Here is a 13,592-nt window from a genome sequence, read left to right as displayed (position 1 = left end):
CCTTCATCCACCTCACGTGGATGAAGGTTCCCTTCATCGTTTGATCAGGAGAGCCAGGCCGCGGCGTCGGGCGGGAGCTGGCCGTTGGTCAGCGGGATGCTCGACAACGTTGGCGTGGCGGGCAGATCGATCGGCCGGTCCGACAGGTTGACGATGGTGGTGTGGGTGTTCCGCTTGAACGCCAGCACGTCCTCGCCCAGGTCGAGCCACTCCAGGTCGCCGTCGATCGCGCGCCGTTGCGCGAACACCTCGCGGTACAGGGTGAGCATCGACTCCGGGTCGTCGGTCTGGGCCGCGACCGAGAACTCCTGCCAGCTTTCGGGCTGAGGCAACCAGCTCGGACCGTCCTCTGAGGACCAGGGGAGTGGCACGCGGCAGCCGTCGCGGCCTCGGTCGGTGAAGCCGGAGCGGTGCCACACCGGGTCCTCGCGCAGCTCGTCCGGCAGGTCCTCGACTTCCCAGAGGCCCAGTTCCTCGCCCTGGTAGACGTACACGCCACCGGGCAACGCCGCCGTGAGCATGATCGCCGCGCGAGCCCTGCGCGTACCGAGCTCGAAGTCGGTCGGAGCGCCGTGTTGCCTGTCCGCGAAGGAGAATCCGGTCTTCTCGCGGCCGTAGCGGGTCACGTGCCTCGTGACGTCGTGGTTGGAGAGCACCCAGGTCGGTGGTGCGCCAACGGGTTCGTGTGCGGCGAGCGTGTCGTCGACGACTTGGCGCAGCTCTTGAGCGTTCCAGGGGCAGCAGAGGAAGTCGAAGTTGAACGCGCTGTGCATCTCGTCCGGGCGCAGGTACCTGGCGAACCGGATCGGGTCCGGCAGCCACATCTCGCCGACCAGGATCCGGTCGCCGTCGTACTCGTCGACGATCTCGCGCCACCTGCGGTAGATCTCGTGCACGCCGTCCTGGTCGGAGTAGGGCTGTTCGGCGTCCGGGCGGCTGAAGTCCTTCACCAGGCCGTCCGCCACGTCGATGCGGAACCCGTCGACGCCGCGGTCGAGCCAGAACCGCAGGATGTCCTCGAACTCGTCCTCGACGGCCTGGTTCTCCCAGTTGAAGTCCGGCTGCTCGGCGGCGTAGAGGTGCAGGTACCAGCGGCCGTCCGGGAGTTTGCTCCAGGCAGGGCCGCCGAAGCGCGACTTCCAGTCGTTCGGGATCTCGTCGCCGTCCCGGACGTGGAAGCGGTCCCACAGGCCGTCCTTGAACCACGGGTGCTGGTCGCTGCAGTGGTTCGGGACGAGATCGATGATGATCCGGATGCCGAGGCCGTGCGCGTCGGCGATGAGTTTCTCCGCGTCGGCGAGGGATCCGAAGACCGGCTCGATGTCGCGGTAGTCCGCCACGTCGTAACCGCCGTCGGCGAGGGGGCTCGGATACCAGGGGTTGAGCCAGATCGCGTCGAAGCCGAGGCTCGCGATGTGCTGGAGCTTGGCGCGGAGGCCGGCCAGGTCGCCGATGCCGTCCCCGTTGCCGTCCGCGAAGCTCCGGAGGTAGACCTGGTAGATGGATGCGTTGCGCCACCAACTCATCTGTGGTCCTTTCAGCCTTTTACGCCGCCCGCGGTGAGCCCCGCGAGGATGTGCCGCTGGAACGCCAGGAACAGCGCGACCATCGGCAGGCTCGCCAGCACGAGGCCCGCGAGCAGGAGGTTGATCGGGGTGTCCGGCGCGAAACGCTGCAGCGCGACGCTGAGGGTCTGCTTCGCCGGATCTGGGAACACGAGCAGCGGCCAGATGAAGTCCTTCCAGGCCGCGACGACCGCGAAGATCGAGACGACGGCGAGGATGGGCCGCGAGATCGGCAGGATGATCCGGACGAGGGTCGTCCAGGCGTTCGCGCCGTCGATTCTGGCTGCTTCCAGCAGTTCTTCTGGGATCTGGTCGAAGAAGCGCTTGAGCAGGTAGACGTTCAGCGCGTTGGCGGCGGCAGGGAACCAGATGCCAGCCGGGTTGTTGAGCAGGTCGAGGTCGGTGAGGGTGAGGTAGACCGGGACCAGCAACGCCGTCGCGGGCAGCATGAGCGTGGCCAGCATCAGGCCCATGATCACGTTGCCGAAGATCGGGCGCAGTTTGCTGAGTGCGTAGGCCGCCGGGACGATCACGGCCATCTGCACGGCCCAGGCGCCGATCGCGACGACGAACGTGTTGAGGAAGAACCGGCCGAGGTCCATGTAGTTCCAGGCGTTGACGTACGCGCCCGGTTCCCAGGTCCGCGGCAGGATCGTCGGGGGTTGCTGCGCGAGTTCGGCCGGTGGTTTGAACGCGCCGAGCAGCACCCAGACCAGCGGGAGCAGGAACGCCGCGGTGAACAGGACCAGCGTGATCGTGAGGACTGCCCAGTAGAGCTTGCCGGTGCCTCTGGTGAGGGTCCTCATGCGTCGGCCTTCCTGGTGATCTTCAGATAGAGGAAGGAGAAGACGGCGAGCGCCCCGAAGAGGATCAGGCTCAGCGCGCTCGCGGTGCCGAAGTCGTTGTAGTAGAAGGCGTAGCGGTAGAGCAGGAGGAGCACGGTGACCGTGGACTCCTCCGGGCCGCCGCCGGTCATGACGAACGGCTCGGTGAAGATCTGCATGGTCGCGACGACCTGGAGCAGCAGGAGCATCAGGATCACGAACTTGGTCTGCGGGATCGTGACGTGCCAGACCTTCTTGAGGATGCCGGCGCCGTCCAGGTCCGCGGCCTCGTACAGCTCGCCGGGGATGGTCTGCAGCGCGGCCAGGTAGATCAGCGTTGCGGAGCCCATGTTCGCCCAGGTGATGACGAGAACCAGGCTGATCATGCTGGTGCTGCTGGAGTCGAGCCACTGGGACGTGGGCAGCCCAAGTCCTCTTAGGACAGAGTTGAACAGGCCTGGACCGGGGTCGTAGAACCACTTCCACAGCAAGGCCGTCACGACCGGTGGCAGCATGACCGGCAGGTAGACCAGGAGGCGGAAGTAGCCCTTGGCGTGCCTGAGTTCGTTCAGCACCACGGCGGTGAGGAACGGGACGCCGAAGCCGATGACCAGGGCGAGGATCGTGAAGAACAGCGTGTTGCGCCACGCCACCACGAACAGCGGGTCCGCGAAGAGTCGCTCGAAGTTCTCCCAGCCCACCCAGTCGGGGCTCGTGACGAAGTTGACCTGCTGGAAGCTCAGGACGATGCCGCGCACGATCGGCCACCAGGAGAAGATCGCGAAGACGACCAGCGCGAGACTGAGGAAGCCGTACGCGGTGACGTGGCGCCGCACTTACTTCACCTGCGCCAGAACGGCGTTGACCTTGGTCTCCGCGTCCTTGAGCAACGCGGCGTGGTCGGCGTCCTTGTTGGTGAGAGTCGCTTGCACAACTGAGTCGAGGATCGCGTAGACCTGTTGTGCCTGCGGCGGTTCCAGCGAGCCCTTGGTCTGCTCCGAACCGTCCACATAGGCCTGGAAGTTCTTGACCGGCATCGTGGCGAACTTGCCCTTGAGCTCTTCCTGCTGCTGCCGCGGCTCACCGGTCCAGATGTCGGCGATCGGCGGGATCGGCAGGCCGACGGGCTGGCCGCGGTCCTTGTACTTCTGCAGGTTGGTCTCGAGGCGGTCCGGGTTCAGGTACTTCCACTGAATCCACTTCAGACCGGCCTTGATCTTCTCGGGCGTGGCCTTGGGGTTGATCATGTAGCCCTCGCCGCCGAGCAGGGTGCCCTTCTGGTCCGGGATCGCGGCCAGGCCGTAGTCGTCGTACTTGCCCTTGAACTGGTTGACGATCGTGGCGACGTTGTCGGGTGCGGCGAGGTACATGCCGAGCTGGCCCGCGCCCATCATGTTCTGCACGTCGCCGATCTCCAGGAGCTGCTTGTCGCCCATGGAGTTGTCGTCCCAGCGCATCTCCTTGAGGCGGCGCAGGACCTCGCGACCCTTGTCGTTGTTGAAGTCGGCCTTGTAGGTGTCGCCGTCCTTGCGTGCGATGTCACCGCCGACGGACTTCATCCAGGTGGTGAAGTGCCAGCCGCCCTGGTTGCTCTTGCTGTACTCGGCGAAGCCCGTGATTCCGGCGTCCTTGAGCTTCTTGGCGGCTGTTCTCACCTCGTCCCAGGTCTTCGGCGGCTGGTCCGGGTTCAGGCCGGCCTTGGTGAAGTTGGTGCGGCTGTAGAGCAGGCCCATCGTGTAGTTGGCGGTGGGCAGCCCGTAGACCTTGCCGTTGGCCGTGAAGACGTCTTTGAGCTCCTGCTTGAGGTCGCCGTAGTGCGGGACGTCCTTGACGTAGTCGGTCAGGTCGGCGGCCTGTTTGCGCTGGATGAGCGCCGCGGGGTCGGTGAAGTAGACGTAGAAGACGTCCTCCAGCTGCCCGCCGGCGAGCTTGGCGCTGAACGTCTTCGGGTCCATGAACCCCTCGTGCGGCACGAGGTCGATGTCCGGGTTCGCCTTCTCGAACTCCGCCACGTCCTCGTCGAAGACCTTGCGGTCGAACGCCTGGGTCTGGGGCGGCTGGCCGTTGATGTTGATCTGGACCTTGCCGCCGGGCTCGGTCGTGGAACCGCTCCCACAGCCAGCGACCAGGACACAGCCCAGCAGCACGGCAGCGGACTTCTTCATGGTGGGGCCGCCCTTCTCGCGAGCGCGTCGATGTGACGGCGACCATAAGTCGTCGTTACATCTGAACGCAATATCTAGACGAAAACTCGCAAGAAGCTGACTGAGCTAGCGGACCGGTGCGCTGGAGGCCCTCACCACCAGTTCGGGCTCGAAGAGGAGCTCGTCCGGCGCGACCGCGTTGCCGGAGATCTGGTTGGCCAGGAGTTCGACGGCCGCTCGCCCCATGGCCTCGATCGGCTGGCGCACCGTGGTGAGTGGCGGATCGGTGCAGGTCATGAACGCCGAGTCGTCGTACCCGATGATCGAGATGTCCTTGGGCACGTCGAGTCCGGCCCTGCGGACTGCCCGGATCGCGCCCAGTGCCAGCGGGTCGCTCGCGCAGATGATCGCCGTGACGCCGCGTTGCACGAGCTTGGTCGCCGCAGCCTGGCCGCCTTCGAGGCTGAACATGGCGTGCTCGACGTCCGCGCCGCCCTGCTTGGTGATGGCCTCGAGCTTGCGCAGGCTGGGCACGTGGTCGGGCGGCCCGAGGACGGCGCCGATCCTGCGGTGCCCCAGCGAGAGGAGGTGCCCGTACGCCTGCTCGACCGCCACCGCGTCGTCGCAGCTCACGCGCGGGAACGCGAGGTCGTCTATCGCGGCGTTGACCAGCACCGCGGGCAGTTTGCGGGACATCATCTGCTGGTAGTGGCCGTGGCTCGCGTCCTTCTGCGCGTACAACCCGCCGGCGAACACGATCCCGGACACGTGCTGCTCGAGCAGCAGCTCCAGGTACTCGGCCTCGGTGACACCGCCGGCCGTCCTGGTGCACAGGACCGGGGTGAAGCCGCGTTGGGCGAGCGCGTTGCCGACCACATCGGCGAATGCGGGGAAGATCGGGTTCTGCAGCTCGGGGAGGACGAGCCCGACGAGCCTGGCCCGTTCACCCCTGAGCTGCGTCGGCCTCTCGTAACCGAGCACGTCGAGCGCGGTGAGGACGGCACTGCGCGTGGCGTCCGAGACGCCCGGCTTGCCGTTCAGCACCCGGCTGACGGTGGCCTCGCTGACTCCGACCTTGGCCGCGACCTCGGCCAGCCTCCGTTGCGTCATGGCGCAAGTGTACGCAAGTTCTTGCGCTCGCTTGCAGCACCACGCTCACCCGCTCGGCAGGCGCCCGCGACGTTAGCGCGCGTTTACTCTCGAAGAGCCGCCTCTGCAGGGAGGAGACTGCGATGAGTCCTGAACACGGTCCGAACACGCCCGTCCCCGGTGTTCCGTCTGTGCCGGAGCAGCGCGTCCCCGCGAGGGAACCCGTGAGCAGAGTCGACTGGTTCCGCAGCGCGCCCAACGGCGGCACGGTGTTCGTGGCGCAGGACGGCTCGGACTGAGTCAGTCGCGCATCTCCCGCCACAGCAGCGCGATGCCGTGGCCGGGGAGCACCCACGAGCGCACGTAGAGATCGCTCAGGTCCTCCGCGCTCAGCCACTGCGCGGGCAGCGTGTTGGAGCGGAACGTGAACGGCATGACGCTGAACTCCTGCTCCGGCGCGTGGTCGACGGCGAGGCTGCGCACGTCGAACGTGATCCGCTCCACGTACGACGGGTAGGGCGACTGCCAGTAGCAGAAGCCGTCACTGGTGCGCTGGAGCGTGCGCGAGTTGATCGTCAGCCCGCAGATCGCCCGCACCACGTGATCGTCCGCGATGCCGCTGAGGTCGCACTCGAAGATGCGCAGGTCGCCGAGGTGGTTGTGCGAGCTCAGTTTGGGCAACGGGCCCATGGCCTCGCGGAAGAACGTCAGGTAGTTCGGCCACTGGTCGAACCGCACCTCCACCGGCGGGATCTGGCTCGGTTCCGCGGAACGCCGGTTGTTGTCGTGGTCGATGTAGTCGATCGCGATCTGGGTCGAGTGCAGCATGTCGTCGACCGAGTCCAGGAATTGCGAGGGATCCGGGATGAAGTACAGCTCGAACAGCGGGAACCGGCAGGCCGCGCTGATCGTGTCGCGCAGCAGCACGCTGCTCGTGACGAAAAGGACGAACCGATCGACCGGCACGGTGTGGCGGAACTGGTAGCTCTGCGTCGTGACCAGGTGGTAGGCCTTGGCGTCGATGCCCTGCAGTTCCAGCTTGACCGTCGTGTTCGTGCTGATCGTCAGGTCACCCCCCTGGGGATGCACTCCCTCGCCGCCGAGCAGTCCGGACACGACGTCCTGGTTCGCCTCGTTCGCACCGTAGATCGAGGACAGGAACGTCCTGAGCACTTCGCTCGGCAGCAGGTGGGCGAGGATGTTCGGGCCTGAGATCCGGCCCAGCTCCGCCACCAGCCGCTGGTGCAGGAACAGTTCGTACGCCAGCAGCCCCAGTCCGGCGAGGGCGGGCAACGGCCAGGCCACCGCGAGAACCTGCCGCAGCAGTTCACCGGCGGGGGAGGCGGGGTGCCACAGCTGCGTCGCGGCGAGGCCGGCGACGGCCGCGACGAGCAGGGCTGTGGCGGCGACGACCGCCCGCCTGCGCCTGCGGGTCTGAGCCGTCACCACGTGGTCGCCGCCCCCTCACTCCACCGGCTGTCCATACATGGTGGGAGTGATGTGGCATTCGCGCCAGAGCCTTTCGGCGGACGCCGTACTAGGTGGTGCGCGGCGGCCGGGGCCACATCGGCTCGTCGTGGACTCCCACGTACGTGCTCAGCGTGGCCCTGGGTTCGGCCTCGTCAGTGGCCAGGTCGTTGTACAGCCCGAGCAAATGCGTGGTCATGGCGCTCTTCGCACCGACCTCGTCCCGGCGGCGGAGGAACCAGATCACCTGTTCGTGCTCGTTGGCCGATCTGTTGTGGACCTCGCGGGACGGATGCGCGTGCCGCTTGCAGTCCTGCAGGCCCGGCACGAGCGCCTGGTACATCTCCTCCAGCAGCTCGTTGTGGCTCGCCCGGATCAGCGCCAGGTGGAACTCCTCGTCCGACTCGATCACTTCCTGCTGATCGTCGACCGGGGCGCGCTGGTACCGGCGGTTGAGCTTGGCGAGCTCGTCCAGTTCGCCATCGCCCGCGCGGACCGCGGCGAGGCTCGCCGCGGTGGTCTCCAGGGCGATGCGCACTTCCAGCAGGTTCGTGTCGGAGAACCGCTTCGCCGCCAGTCTGCCCTCGAGGTGTTCCTCGATCGCCGCGAGATCGGTCCGGCGCACGTACCAGCCCAGGCCGCGACGCACCTCGACGATGCCCTGCAGCTGCAACCGCTGCAGAGCTGTACGCAGCGAGCTGCGGGCGACATCCAACATGCGGGCGAGCTCGGGTTCGGTGGGGAGTCGGTCACCGGCCTTGAGAGCACCGCCGATGATCTGCTCGCGGAGCTTCTGCTCGATCAGCTCCGGCAGCGGGCGACGCGAGTCGGGCGAGAGCGCCCAGCTCTCGCCGAGGTGTGCGTCGTCGGCGGGCATTGGTCCAGTCTAGGCCTCTTGCCGTCTGGTTGCAACTTGTCTGGCAACCTGGCGACCGTTGACAGACAACCGACCGCGCGGGATTCTTATGTCATGCGAGACGCCTGGGACCGCCCACACCCAGGAGCACGAGCTCGCTAGTCGGGAGGGATCGAGATGTCCGCAGGGAGTGCACTCGGAATCGCCACCGCCGTCGCAGTCGCCGTCACCGCGATCGGATGGCGCACCGTGTTGACGATGCTCGCCATCTCCATCGTCGCGCTTGCCGTAGTCGGCTTCGTGAACGTCACCAGCATCATGCTGAGCTGATGCCGGGGGAGGGGAGATAGATGCCCGCGTCACCTGGAACCCGCAGGTGACGCGGGCATCGACCTGTTTGGGGGTGTCGGCTATCACAGCGTTGCCAGTTACCGGTACGCTTCCGCCCCTGTACGAGGGCGACATCGAATTTGGTGCCGCCCCAGACCTCATTGGCGTCGGGGACGCAAGTACAAGGTTGTGTCGGTGATTGGTTCGGCGGTGCCGACTGTCGCGAGCACGCATGCCATGCATGCGTCCATCGCGCCCGCTGGCGTGCTGGTAGACGAGCGGCGGACGCTCTACCGGCTCGCGGGCGAGATCTTCGTGCCCGGTGTGCAGTTGTCGGACAAGCTGGTGGACCACCCGGCTGTCCGCTACGAGCTCGGGCGCGCCCTCGCCGGCCATGACGACCTGACAGCGGAGACGTTGTTCGAGGCCGCGAGGATCGACGTGCGTGACGCCGCGGGTGTCGACGTCGTGTCGGACCCGCAGGCGACCCGCAAGCTGACCACCCCGTTGCGGATCATCGCGCCGCCCGGAGCGCGTCCACAGGTGCTGACCGAAGCCGACGGCGCGCGTTTCGCCACCGCTCTCGCGCTGGTCGCCGAGGCGGTGCGGTTGTTCAGGCGGCTGGCGCCGGAGATGTCCGACGACCTCCTCTCCCATCTCGACCTGTTCGCGGTGCTCAAGGCGGAGACTTCAGGTGGCGTCGTGTCCGCGTCGACGCGGTACATGCCCGGCCTCGTGCTGATAGACGAGCCGGCGACCGCGATCGAGATCGTCGAAGCGCTCGTGCACGAGTGCTCCCATCTCAAGTTCTTCGACTTCGCCGTTACCCGCGAATTCCTCGACGGTGTGCGGTCGGAAGAAGCCGACCATTTCGTGAACTCCTGGTCCAAAGCCGATTGGCCGCTGGAACAGACCTTCGCCGCGTGGCACGCCTACACGGCCCTCGCTCAATTCTTTCGCGTGTGCGATTCCCAGGAGCTCAGCCAGGTCTCCCTGCTGCCGAAGGCGCAGGACCGCGCGGCCGAGATCGGCCGGTGGCTCGTCGCGCACGAGGCCGGTCTGCGCTCGGACGCGCGCTGGCTGCTACACGCGCTGCTCGACGACGTTTCACCAGGTCGCGCCGATGAGATGCCGTCCTTTGTGAACGGTGCGACACTCCCGGACGTATGCCTCGTTAATGGTCACTTCCAGCTGGCACCCGGACTGAGGCTCGCCCAGGCGGCGTCAGGGCGAATGGTGGTGGCGAGGGCAGGACGCCCTCCTGACATCTTCTGGCTCGACGCGGACTCCAGCTGGGCCATAGCCCAGTTCGACGACGAAAGCGCCACGATAGAGGCGGCCGCGATGGTGGCCGTTGCAGTCGAAGAGTGGAGTGCTTCAGAAGGCGCCGTGATCCGGCGCCTGAACGTCGCGCTCGGATCGCTCGAAAACGCGTCTCTCGTTCGAGCCAGGGGAAGAATCATCCCATTCGAGAAGGATCCGATGACGTGACCCCGAACCAGCCAGTCCGCGCGCCCATGACGCCTCCGACGCAGGGCGGGCGCACCCCGCAGCTTCCCAGTGGTGTGGGTCCAGTGGTTGGTCAGCCTGTGAGCCAGGTTGATTTCTTCCGGCACATGCCCAATGGCGGTGCCACGGTTTACCTGCGTCCGGCCGAGGTCGCGCAGACCGACTGACGCTCAGCTGACTTTTCGCGGGAGGGGCCGGTGCACCGGCCCCTCCCGCGTTTGGTCGTTCGGGACTCAACTTCACAGCGGCATAACAACTAGGCCACAGGGCGTACCTGAGGCCATCGCTTCACCCGTTAGGGGGACGTCGATGGTCTTAGATCTCGGCAACCCGCCGATCCCCTGGAGAACAGATGGCCCTGTCCAGACCGCTCGCTGCTCTTGCCGCGGCGTCGTTCGCCCTGGTCGCGCTCAGCGCGACCGCTCACGCCGGTCCCGACAAGCCGGCGCTGAACGCCGGTGACGAGCGTGCTGTCGCGTACGACAAGAACGTCGCGATCGACCACCCCGACGCGTGCACCGTCGGCGGGCTGACCGGCACGACCATCGCCCCGGAGAAGTTCACCTTCACCGGTGGCGAGAAGCAGCAGTACCTGAACATCACGGCCGCGCCGGCGGGCACGACTGTCACGGGTGTGGTCGTGAAGGGCTCGGACGCGTTCAACGTCTACCTGGCGGCCAAGCTCGGGCCGTTGCCGTGGGAGAAGCTCCGGTCGCCGGACAACAACGGCGGCAACATCCCCGGCATCAGCCACTGGTACGCCTGCGGCATCGTCACCGAGCAGCCGCCCGGTGAGGAGCAGCCGCCGAAGGAGGAGCAGCCGCCGACGAGCACCGTGACGTCACCGGCCTCGTCCTCGGCGACCACCCCGGCCACGACAGTGACCACCTCGCCGAACGCGCCGGGCGGTTCGGAAGAGCTGGCGTCGACCGGGTTCGGGTCGGCCTGGCTGCTCGGCGTGGGTGCCACGCTCGTGGCCGCCGGTGCGGCCGTGCTGATGGTGCTGCGCAGGCGTCGCGCCTAGAAACGCCTGAACTGAACGCCGGAGGAGCCTGGACGGCCCCTCCGGCGTTCGTGCGTTCGGGTGCATGACGAAGCCCTTGTCGTGATGGGCTTGGATCCGGGCCATGCCGAGATCGTTCGCCGCCGTCGCCGGGGCCCTGTTCGTGCTGATCGTGTCGACCGCCACCGCGCACGGGGCCGTGGCCGACGCGGGGGATTCGCGGGCCACCGCACACGAGAAGAGCGTCGCGACCTGTGCGGCCGCCGGGCTGGCCGGCACGACGATCGCGCCCGCGTCGGTCCAGGCGGACGTCAAGGAAGGCACGTACATCGACGTGCTGGACCACACCGGGATCACGTCGGTCGTGGTCGTCAGCAGTTCCGGCTACAACGTCTACCTCGCCGAGAAACTGGCGAAGGGCTGGGCCGACCTGCACGCGCCCGTCGACTCCGGGCGGCTGCCGGAGAAGATCACCGCGTGGTTCGCGTGCGGCACGCTCATCGAGCCACCGAGCAGCAGCGTGACGACACCGCCCAGCACCACCACCACCACCACCACGCCGAGCAGCAGCGTGACCGCCACGCCCGTCCCGACGACGACCGCGCCTGCCTCGAAGGACGAGCTCGCGGCGACCGGGTTCGGGTCCGCGTGGCTGCTCGGACTCGGTGCGGCGCTGGTGGCCGCCGGTATCGCCGTGCTGATGGTGCTGCGCAGGCGTCGCGCCTAGGAGTTCTCGATCAGCAGGCCCCAGAGGGTGCCGAAGAGGATGCGTACTTCAACGTGGAACTCCACGTCCTGAGGAGCCGCCCCGCCGCCGTAGATCTCCGCGGCGCGCAGGGCGGCCTCGGAACCCGCTGCTCCGGCCAGGCAGGCGAGGTCCCAGGCGACGGGGCCGCGCCAGGTGTCCTCGAAGTCGTTCCACACCGGGCCGGCCGCGGTCATCAGCAGGTTGCCGTAGTGCGGGTCGCCGTGCAGTGGTTGGACGTCGTTGAAGTGCGCGTCCCAGAGCGCCAGGAGCTCGTCACGGCGCGAATAGAACGGCGCCAACCCAGGAACGCCCTGTGCGGACAGATAAGCGAGCGTGTTGTCGGTGTCGTCGAGAGGGCCGCGCGTGGGCAGCGAGCCGTCGTACAGACGGAGTTCGGCGTGCAGATCGGGCAGCATCTTGAGCACGTCGGGGCGCGACAGTTCGACGGACGGGTCGTGCGGGACGTAGGTGCTGAACGCCAGGACGAAGCCGTCGAGCACATGAGGGCCTGCAGGCAGCTCTGAAGAAGGCGTCACGACAGGAACGCCGCGTGAGGCCAAGAAGGAAGACACCGAGAGGTCGCGGCCGAAGTGGTCGATGACCGACGGGCGGACGAGGGCTGTGCGTGAGGCGACTCGGGCCACGACCGGGGCCGGGCGCAGGTGCACGATCACGTTGCTGCCGGCCTTCATGACGACCGGGTCTGTGCTGACCACGCCGTGAGAGGCCGCGAACGACACGGCTGCGCGTACGGCTGCTGAGGTGCTCACGGCAAAGAGGCTGGCATCAGCCCTGCGGGAGAAGCGACTCCATTTCCGAGATCTCCTTCTCCTGGTGCGCGACCACGTCCTGCGCCAGCGTGCGAGCCGCCGGGTCGGTGCCGGCGGAGAGGTGCTTGCGCGCCATCTCCACGGCGCCGCGGTGGTGCAGGATCATCAGCGAGAGCCACTGGCGGTCGAACTCCGTGTCGGAGAGGTCGGCGAGGTTGCCCAGCTCGACCATGCCGTGGTCCGGGGAGTGCCCGTGTGACGAGTGCGACGAAGCCTGGACGGGAGCGTTCCAGTCCTTCAACCAACCGTTCATGCGGTCGATCTCCGGCTTCTGCGACGACGAGATCCGCGACGCCAGGTCGATCACGCGGGGGTTCTCCGTGCGGGAGGCGACCAGCTCGCTCATCTCCAGCGCCTGTTCGTGGTGCGGCACCATGCCCTGCGCGAACGCGACGTCCGCCGAGTTGTGCGTGGCCGGACTGCCGCAGGCGGACAGCAACAGGACGGAAGCGACAGCGAGCATTCGGAGCACGGCGGCAGGATACGTGTGACGTGCGCTACGCCGCTGGCAGGCGGCCATGGCCCACCCGAATGGAGCTGATCGGCTCCGTCTAATATCCCGGGGAGTTTCCCGAACGAACTGGTCCCACCAAGGCCTGGAGGCACCGTGACGGCCGTAGCCCCGCAGCCGATCGCAACGCGTCCTTATCCGACGCGCACTGCGGTCAAGGGGTCCTTCCTGCTGCGGATGTTCCGCACCACGGACCACAAGCAGATCGGCATCCTGTACCTGGTCACCTCGTTCGCCTTCTTCATGGTCGGCGGCGCGATGGCCATGCTGATGCGGACCGAGCTGGCCCGTCCCGGCATGCAGTTCCTCAGCCAGGAGCAGTTCAACCAGCTCTTCACGATGCACGGCACCGTGATGCTGCTGCTGTACGCGACGCCGATCGTCTTCGGCTTCGCGAACTTCGTGCTCCCGTTGCAGATCGGCTCGCCCGACGTGGCGTTCCCGCGTCTCAACGCGTTCTCGTACTGGCTGTACCTCTTCGGCGGCCTGATCGTGATGTCCGGCTTCATCACCCCCGGTGGTGCGGCCGACTTCGGCTGGTTCGCCTACACCCCGCTGAGCAACGCGATCCACTCGCCCGGCGTCGGCGCCGACCTGTGGATCTCCGGCCTCGTCATCGGTGGTCTGGGCACGATCCTCGGTGCGGTCAACATGATCACCACCGTGGTCTGCCTGCGCGCGCCCGGCATGACGATGTTCCGCATGCCGATCTTCAC

At 67.1% G+C, this 13,592-nt stretch carries 15 protein-coding genes; 6 read left to right on the top strand and 9 right to left on the bottom strand.

Annotated features, from left to right (window positions below):
• Nucleotides 1-44: 44 nt before the first annotated feature.
• The 5 genes from UK23_RS05495 to UK23_RS05475 form a co-directional block, all read right to left on the bottom strand.
• Nucleotides 45-1,526, bottom strand: coding sequence for a glycoside hydrolase family 13 protein (locus UK23_RS05495; RefSeq protein ID WP_045310265.1), 1,482 nt, complete (start codon nt 1,524-1,526; stop codon nt 45-47).
• 11 nt (nt 1,527-1,537) lie between these two features.
• Nucleotides 1,538-2,371: a carbohydrate ABC transporter permease gene (locus UK23_RS05490; protein WP_045310264.1), complete on the bottom strand. Its 834-nt coding sequence runs from the start codon at nt 2,369-2,371 to the stop codon at nt 1,538-1,540.
• Entirely contained in the window at nt 2,368-3,225 is an 858-nt protein-coding gene (locus UK23_RS05485) for a carbohydrate ABC transporter permease (RefSeq protein WP_045310263.1), read from the bottom strand. The genes UK23_RS05490 and UK23_RS05485 overlap by 4 nt, the downstream gene beginning before the upstream one ends.
• A complete protein-coding gene (locus tag UK23_RS05480) occupies nt 3,226-4,554 on the bottom strand; it encodes an ABC transporter substrate-binding protein (protein WP_045310262.1) in 1,329 nt (442 codons plus the stop codon).
• 105 nt (nt 4,555-4,659) lie between these two features.
• Entirely contained in the window at nt 4,660-5,643 is a 984-nt protein-coding gene (locus tag UK23_RS05475) for a LacI family DNA-binding transcriptional regulator (RefSeq protein ID WP_045310261.1), read from the bottom strand.
• A 122-nt stretch (nt 5,644-5,765) separates the two neighbouring features.
• Between UK23_RS05475 and UK23_RS51265 the strand changes: the two genes are divergently transcribed.
• Entirely contained in the window at nt 5,766-5,921 is a 156-nt protein-coding gene (locus UK23_RS51265; RefSeq protein ID WP_156212809.1) for a hypothetical protein, read from the top strand.
• 1 nt (nt 5,922) lies between these two features.
• Here UK23_RS51265 and UK23_RS05470 read toward each other — a convergent pair whose 3' ends face one another.
• Complete coding sequence (locus tag UK23_RS05470) at nt 5,923-7,068, bottom strand: hypothetical protein (RefSeq protein ID WP_231114389.1); 1,146 nt, start codon at nt 7,066-7,068, stop codon at nt 5,923-5,925.
• A 91-nt stretch (nt 7,069-7,159) separates the two neighbouring features.
• Nucleotides 7,160-7,966 carry a FadR/GntR family transcriptional regulator gene (locus UK23_RS05465; protein WP_045310260.1) on the bottom strand — a complete coding sequence of 269 codons (807 nt, stop codon included), beginning with the start codon at nt 7,964-7,966 and terminating at the stop codon, nt 7,160-7,162.
• A 156-nt stretch (nt 7,967-8,122) separates the two neighbouring features.
• Here UK23_RS05465 and UK23_RS52505 point away from each other — a divergent pair, with 156 nt between their 5' ends.
• The 4 genes from UK23_RS52505 (at nt 8,123) to UK23_RS05450 (ending at nt 11,514) form a co-directional block, all read left to right on the top strand.
• Nucleotides 8,123-8,275 carry a hypothetical protein gene (locus UK23_RS52505; protein WP_196777618.1) on the top strand — a complete coding sequence of 51 codons (153 nt, stop codon included), beginning with the start codon at nt 8,123-8,125 and terminating at the stop codon, nt 8,273-8,275.
• A gap of 237 nt (nt 8,276-8,512) precedes the next feature.
• On the top strand, nt 8,513-9,766 hold the full coding sequence (locus UK23_RS05460) for an aKG-HExxH-type peptide beta-hydroxylase (RefSeq protein ID WP_156212807.1): 1,254 nt from the start codon (nt 8,513-8,515) through the stop codon (nt 9,764-9,766).
• Between the two features lie 370 nt (nt 9,767-10,136).
• Nucleotides 10,137-10,808: an LPXTG cell wall anchor domain-containing protein gene (locus tag UK23_RS05455; RefSeq protein WP_045310259.1), complete on the top strand. Its 672-nt coding sequence runs from the start codon at nt 10,137-10,139 to the stop codon at nt 10,806-10,808.
• A 103-nt stretch (nt 10,809-10,911) separates the two neighbouring features.
• Nucleotides 10,912-11,514 (top strand): LPXTG cell wall anchor domain-containing protein, encoded by a 603-nt coding sequence (locus UK23_RS05450; protein WP_045310258.1) that lies wholly within the window; start codon nt 10,912-10,914, stop codon nt 11,512-11,514.
• On the opposite strand, the gene UK23_RS05445 is transcribed toward UK23_RS05450, so the two are convergent.
• Together UK23_RS05445 and UK23_RS05440 are read right to left on the bottom strand one after the other, a co-directional pair.
• Nucleotides 11,511-12,305 carry an aminoglycoside phosphotransferase family protein gene (locus tag UK23_RS05445; protein WP_156212805.1) on the bottom strand — a complete coding sequence of 265 codons (795 nt, stop codon included), beginning with the start codon at nt 12,303-12,305 and terminating at the stop codon, nt 11,511-11,513. The genes UK23_RS05450 and UK23_RS05445 overlap by 4 nt on opposite strands.
• Nucleotides 12,306-12,321: 16 nt before the next feature.
• The gene (locus UK23_RS05440; protein WP_045310257.1) at nt 12,322-12,828 is read right to left on the bottom strand and encodes a DUF305 domain-containing protein; all 507 of its coding nucleotides are present in this window, start codon (nt 12,826-12,828) and stop codon (nt 12,322-12,324) included.
• Between the two features lie 144 nt (nt 12,829-12,972).
• On the opposite strand from UK23_RS05440, the gene UK23_RS05435 reads away from it, so the two are divergent.
• Nucleotides 12,973-13,592: cbb3-type cytochrome c oxidase subunit I (locus UK23_RS05435; protein WP_045310256.1), on the top strand; the 620-nt coding region annotated here is incomplete at its 3' end.

The sequence above is a fragment of the Lentzea aerocolonigenes genome (assembly GCF_000955955.1).
GTDB classification, from domain to species: Bacteria; Actinomycetota; Actinomycetes; order Mycobacteriales; family Pseudonocardiaceae; genus Lentzea; species Lentzea aerocolonigenes_A.
This window is presented reverse-complemented; position numbering and strand designations above follow the sequence as displayed.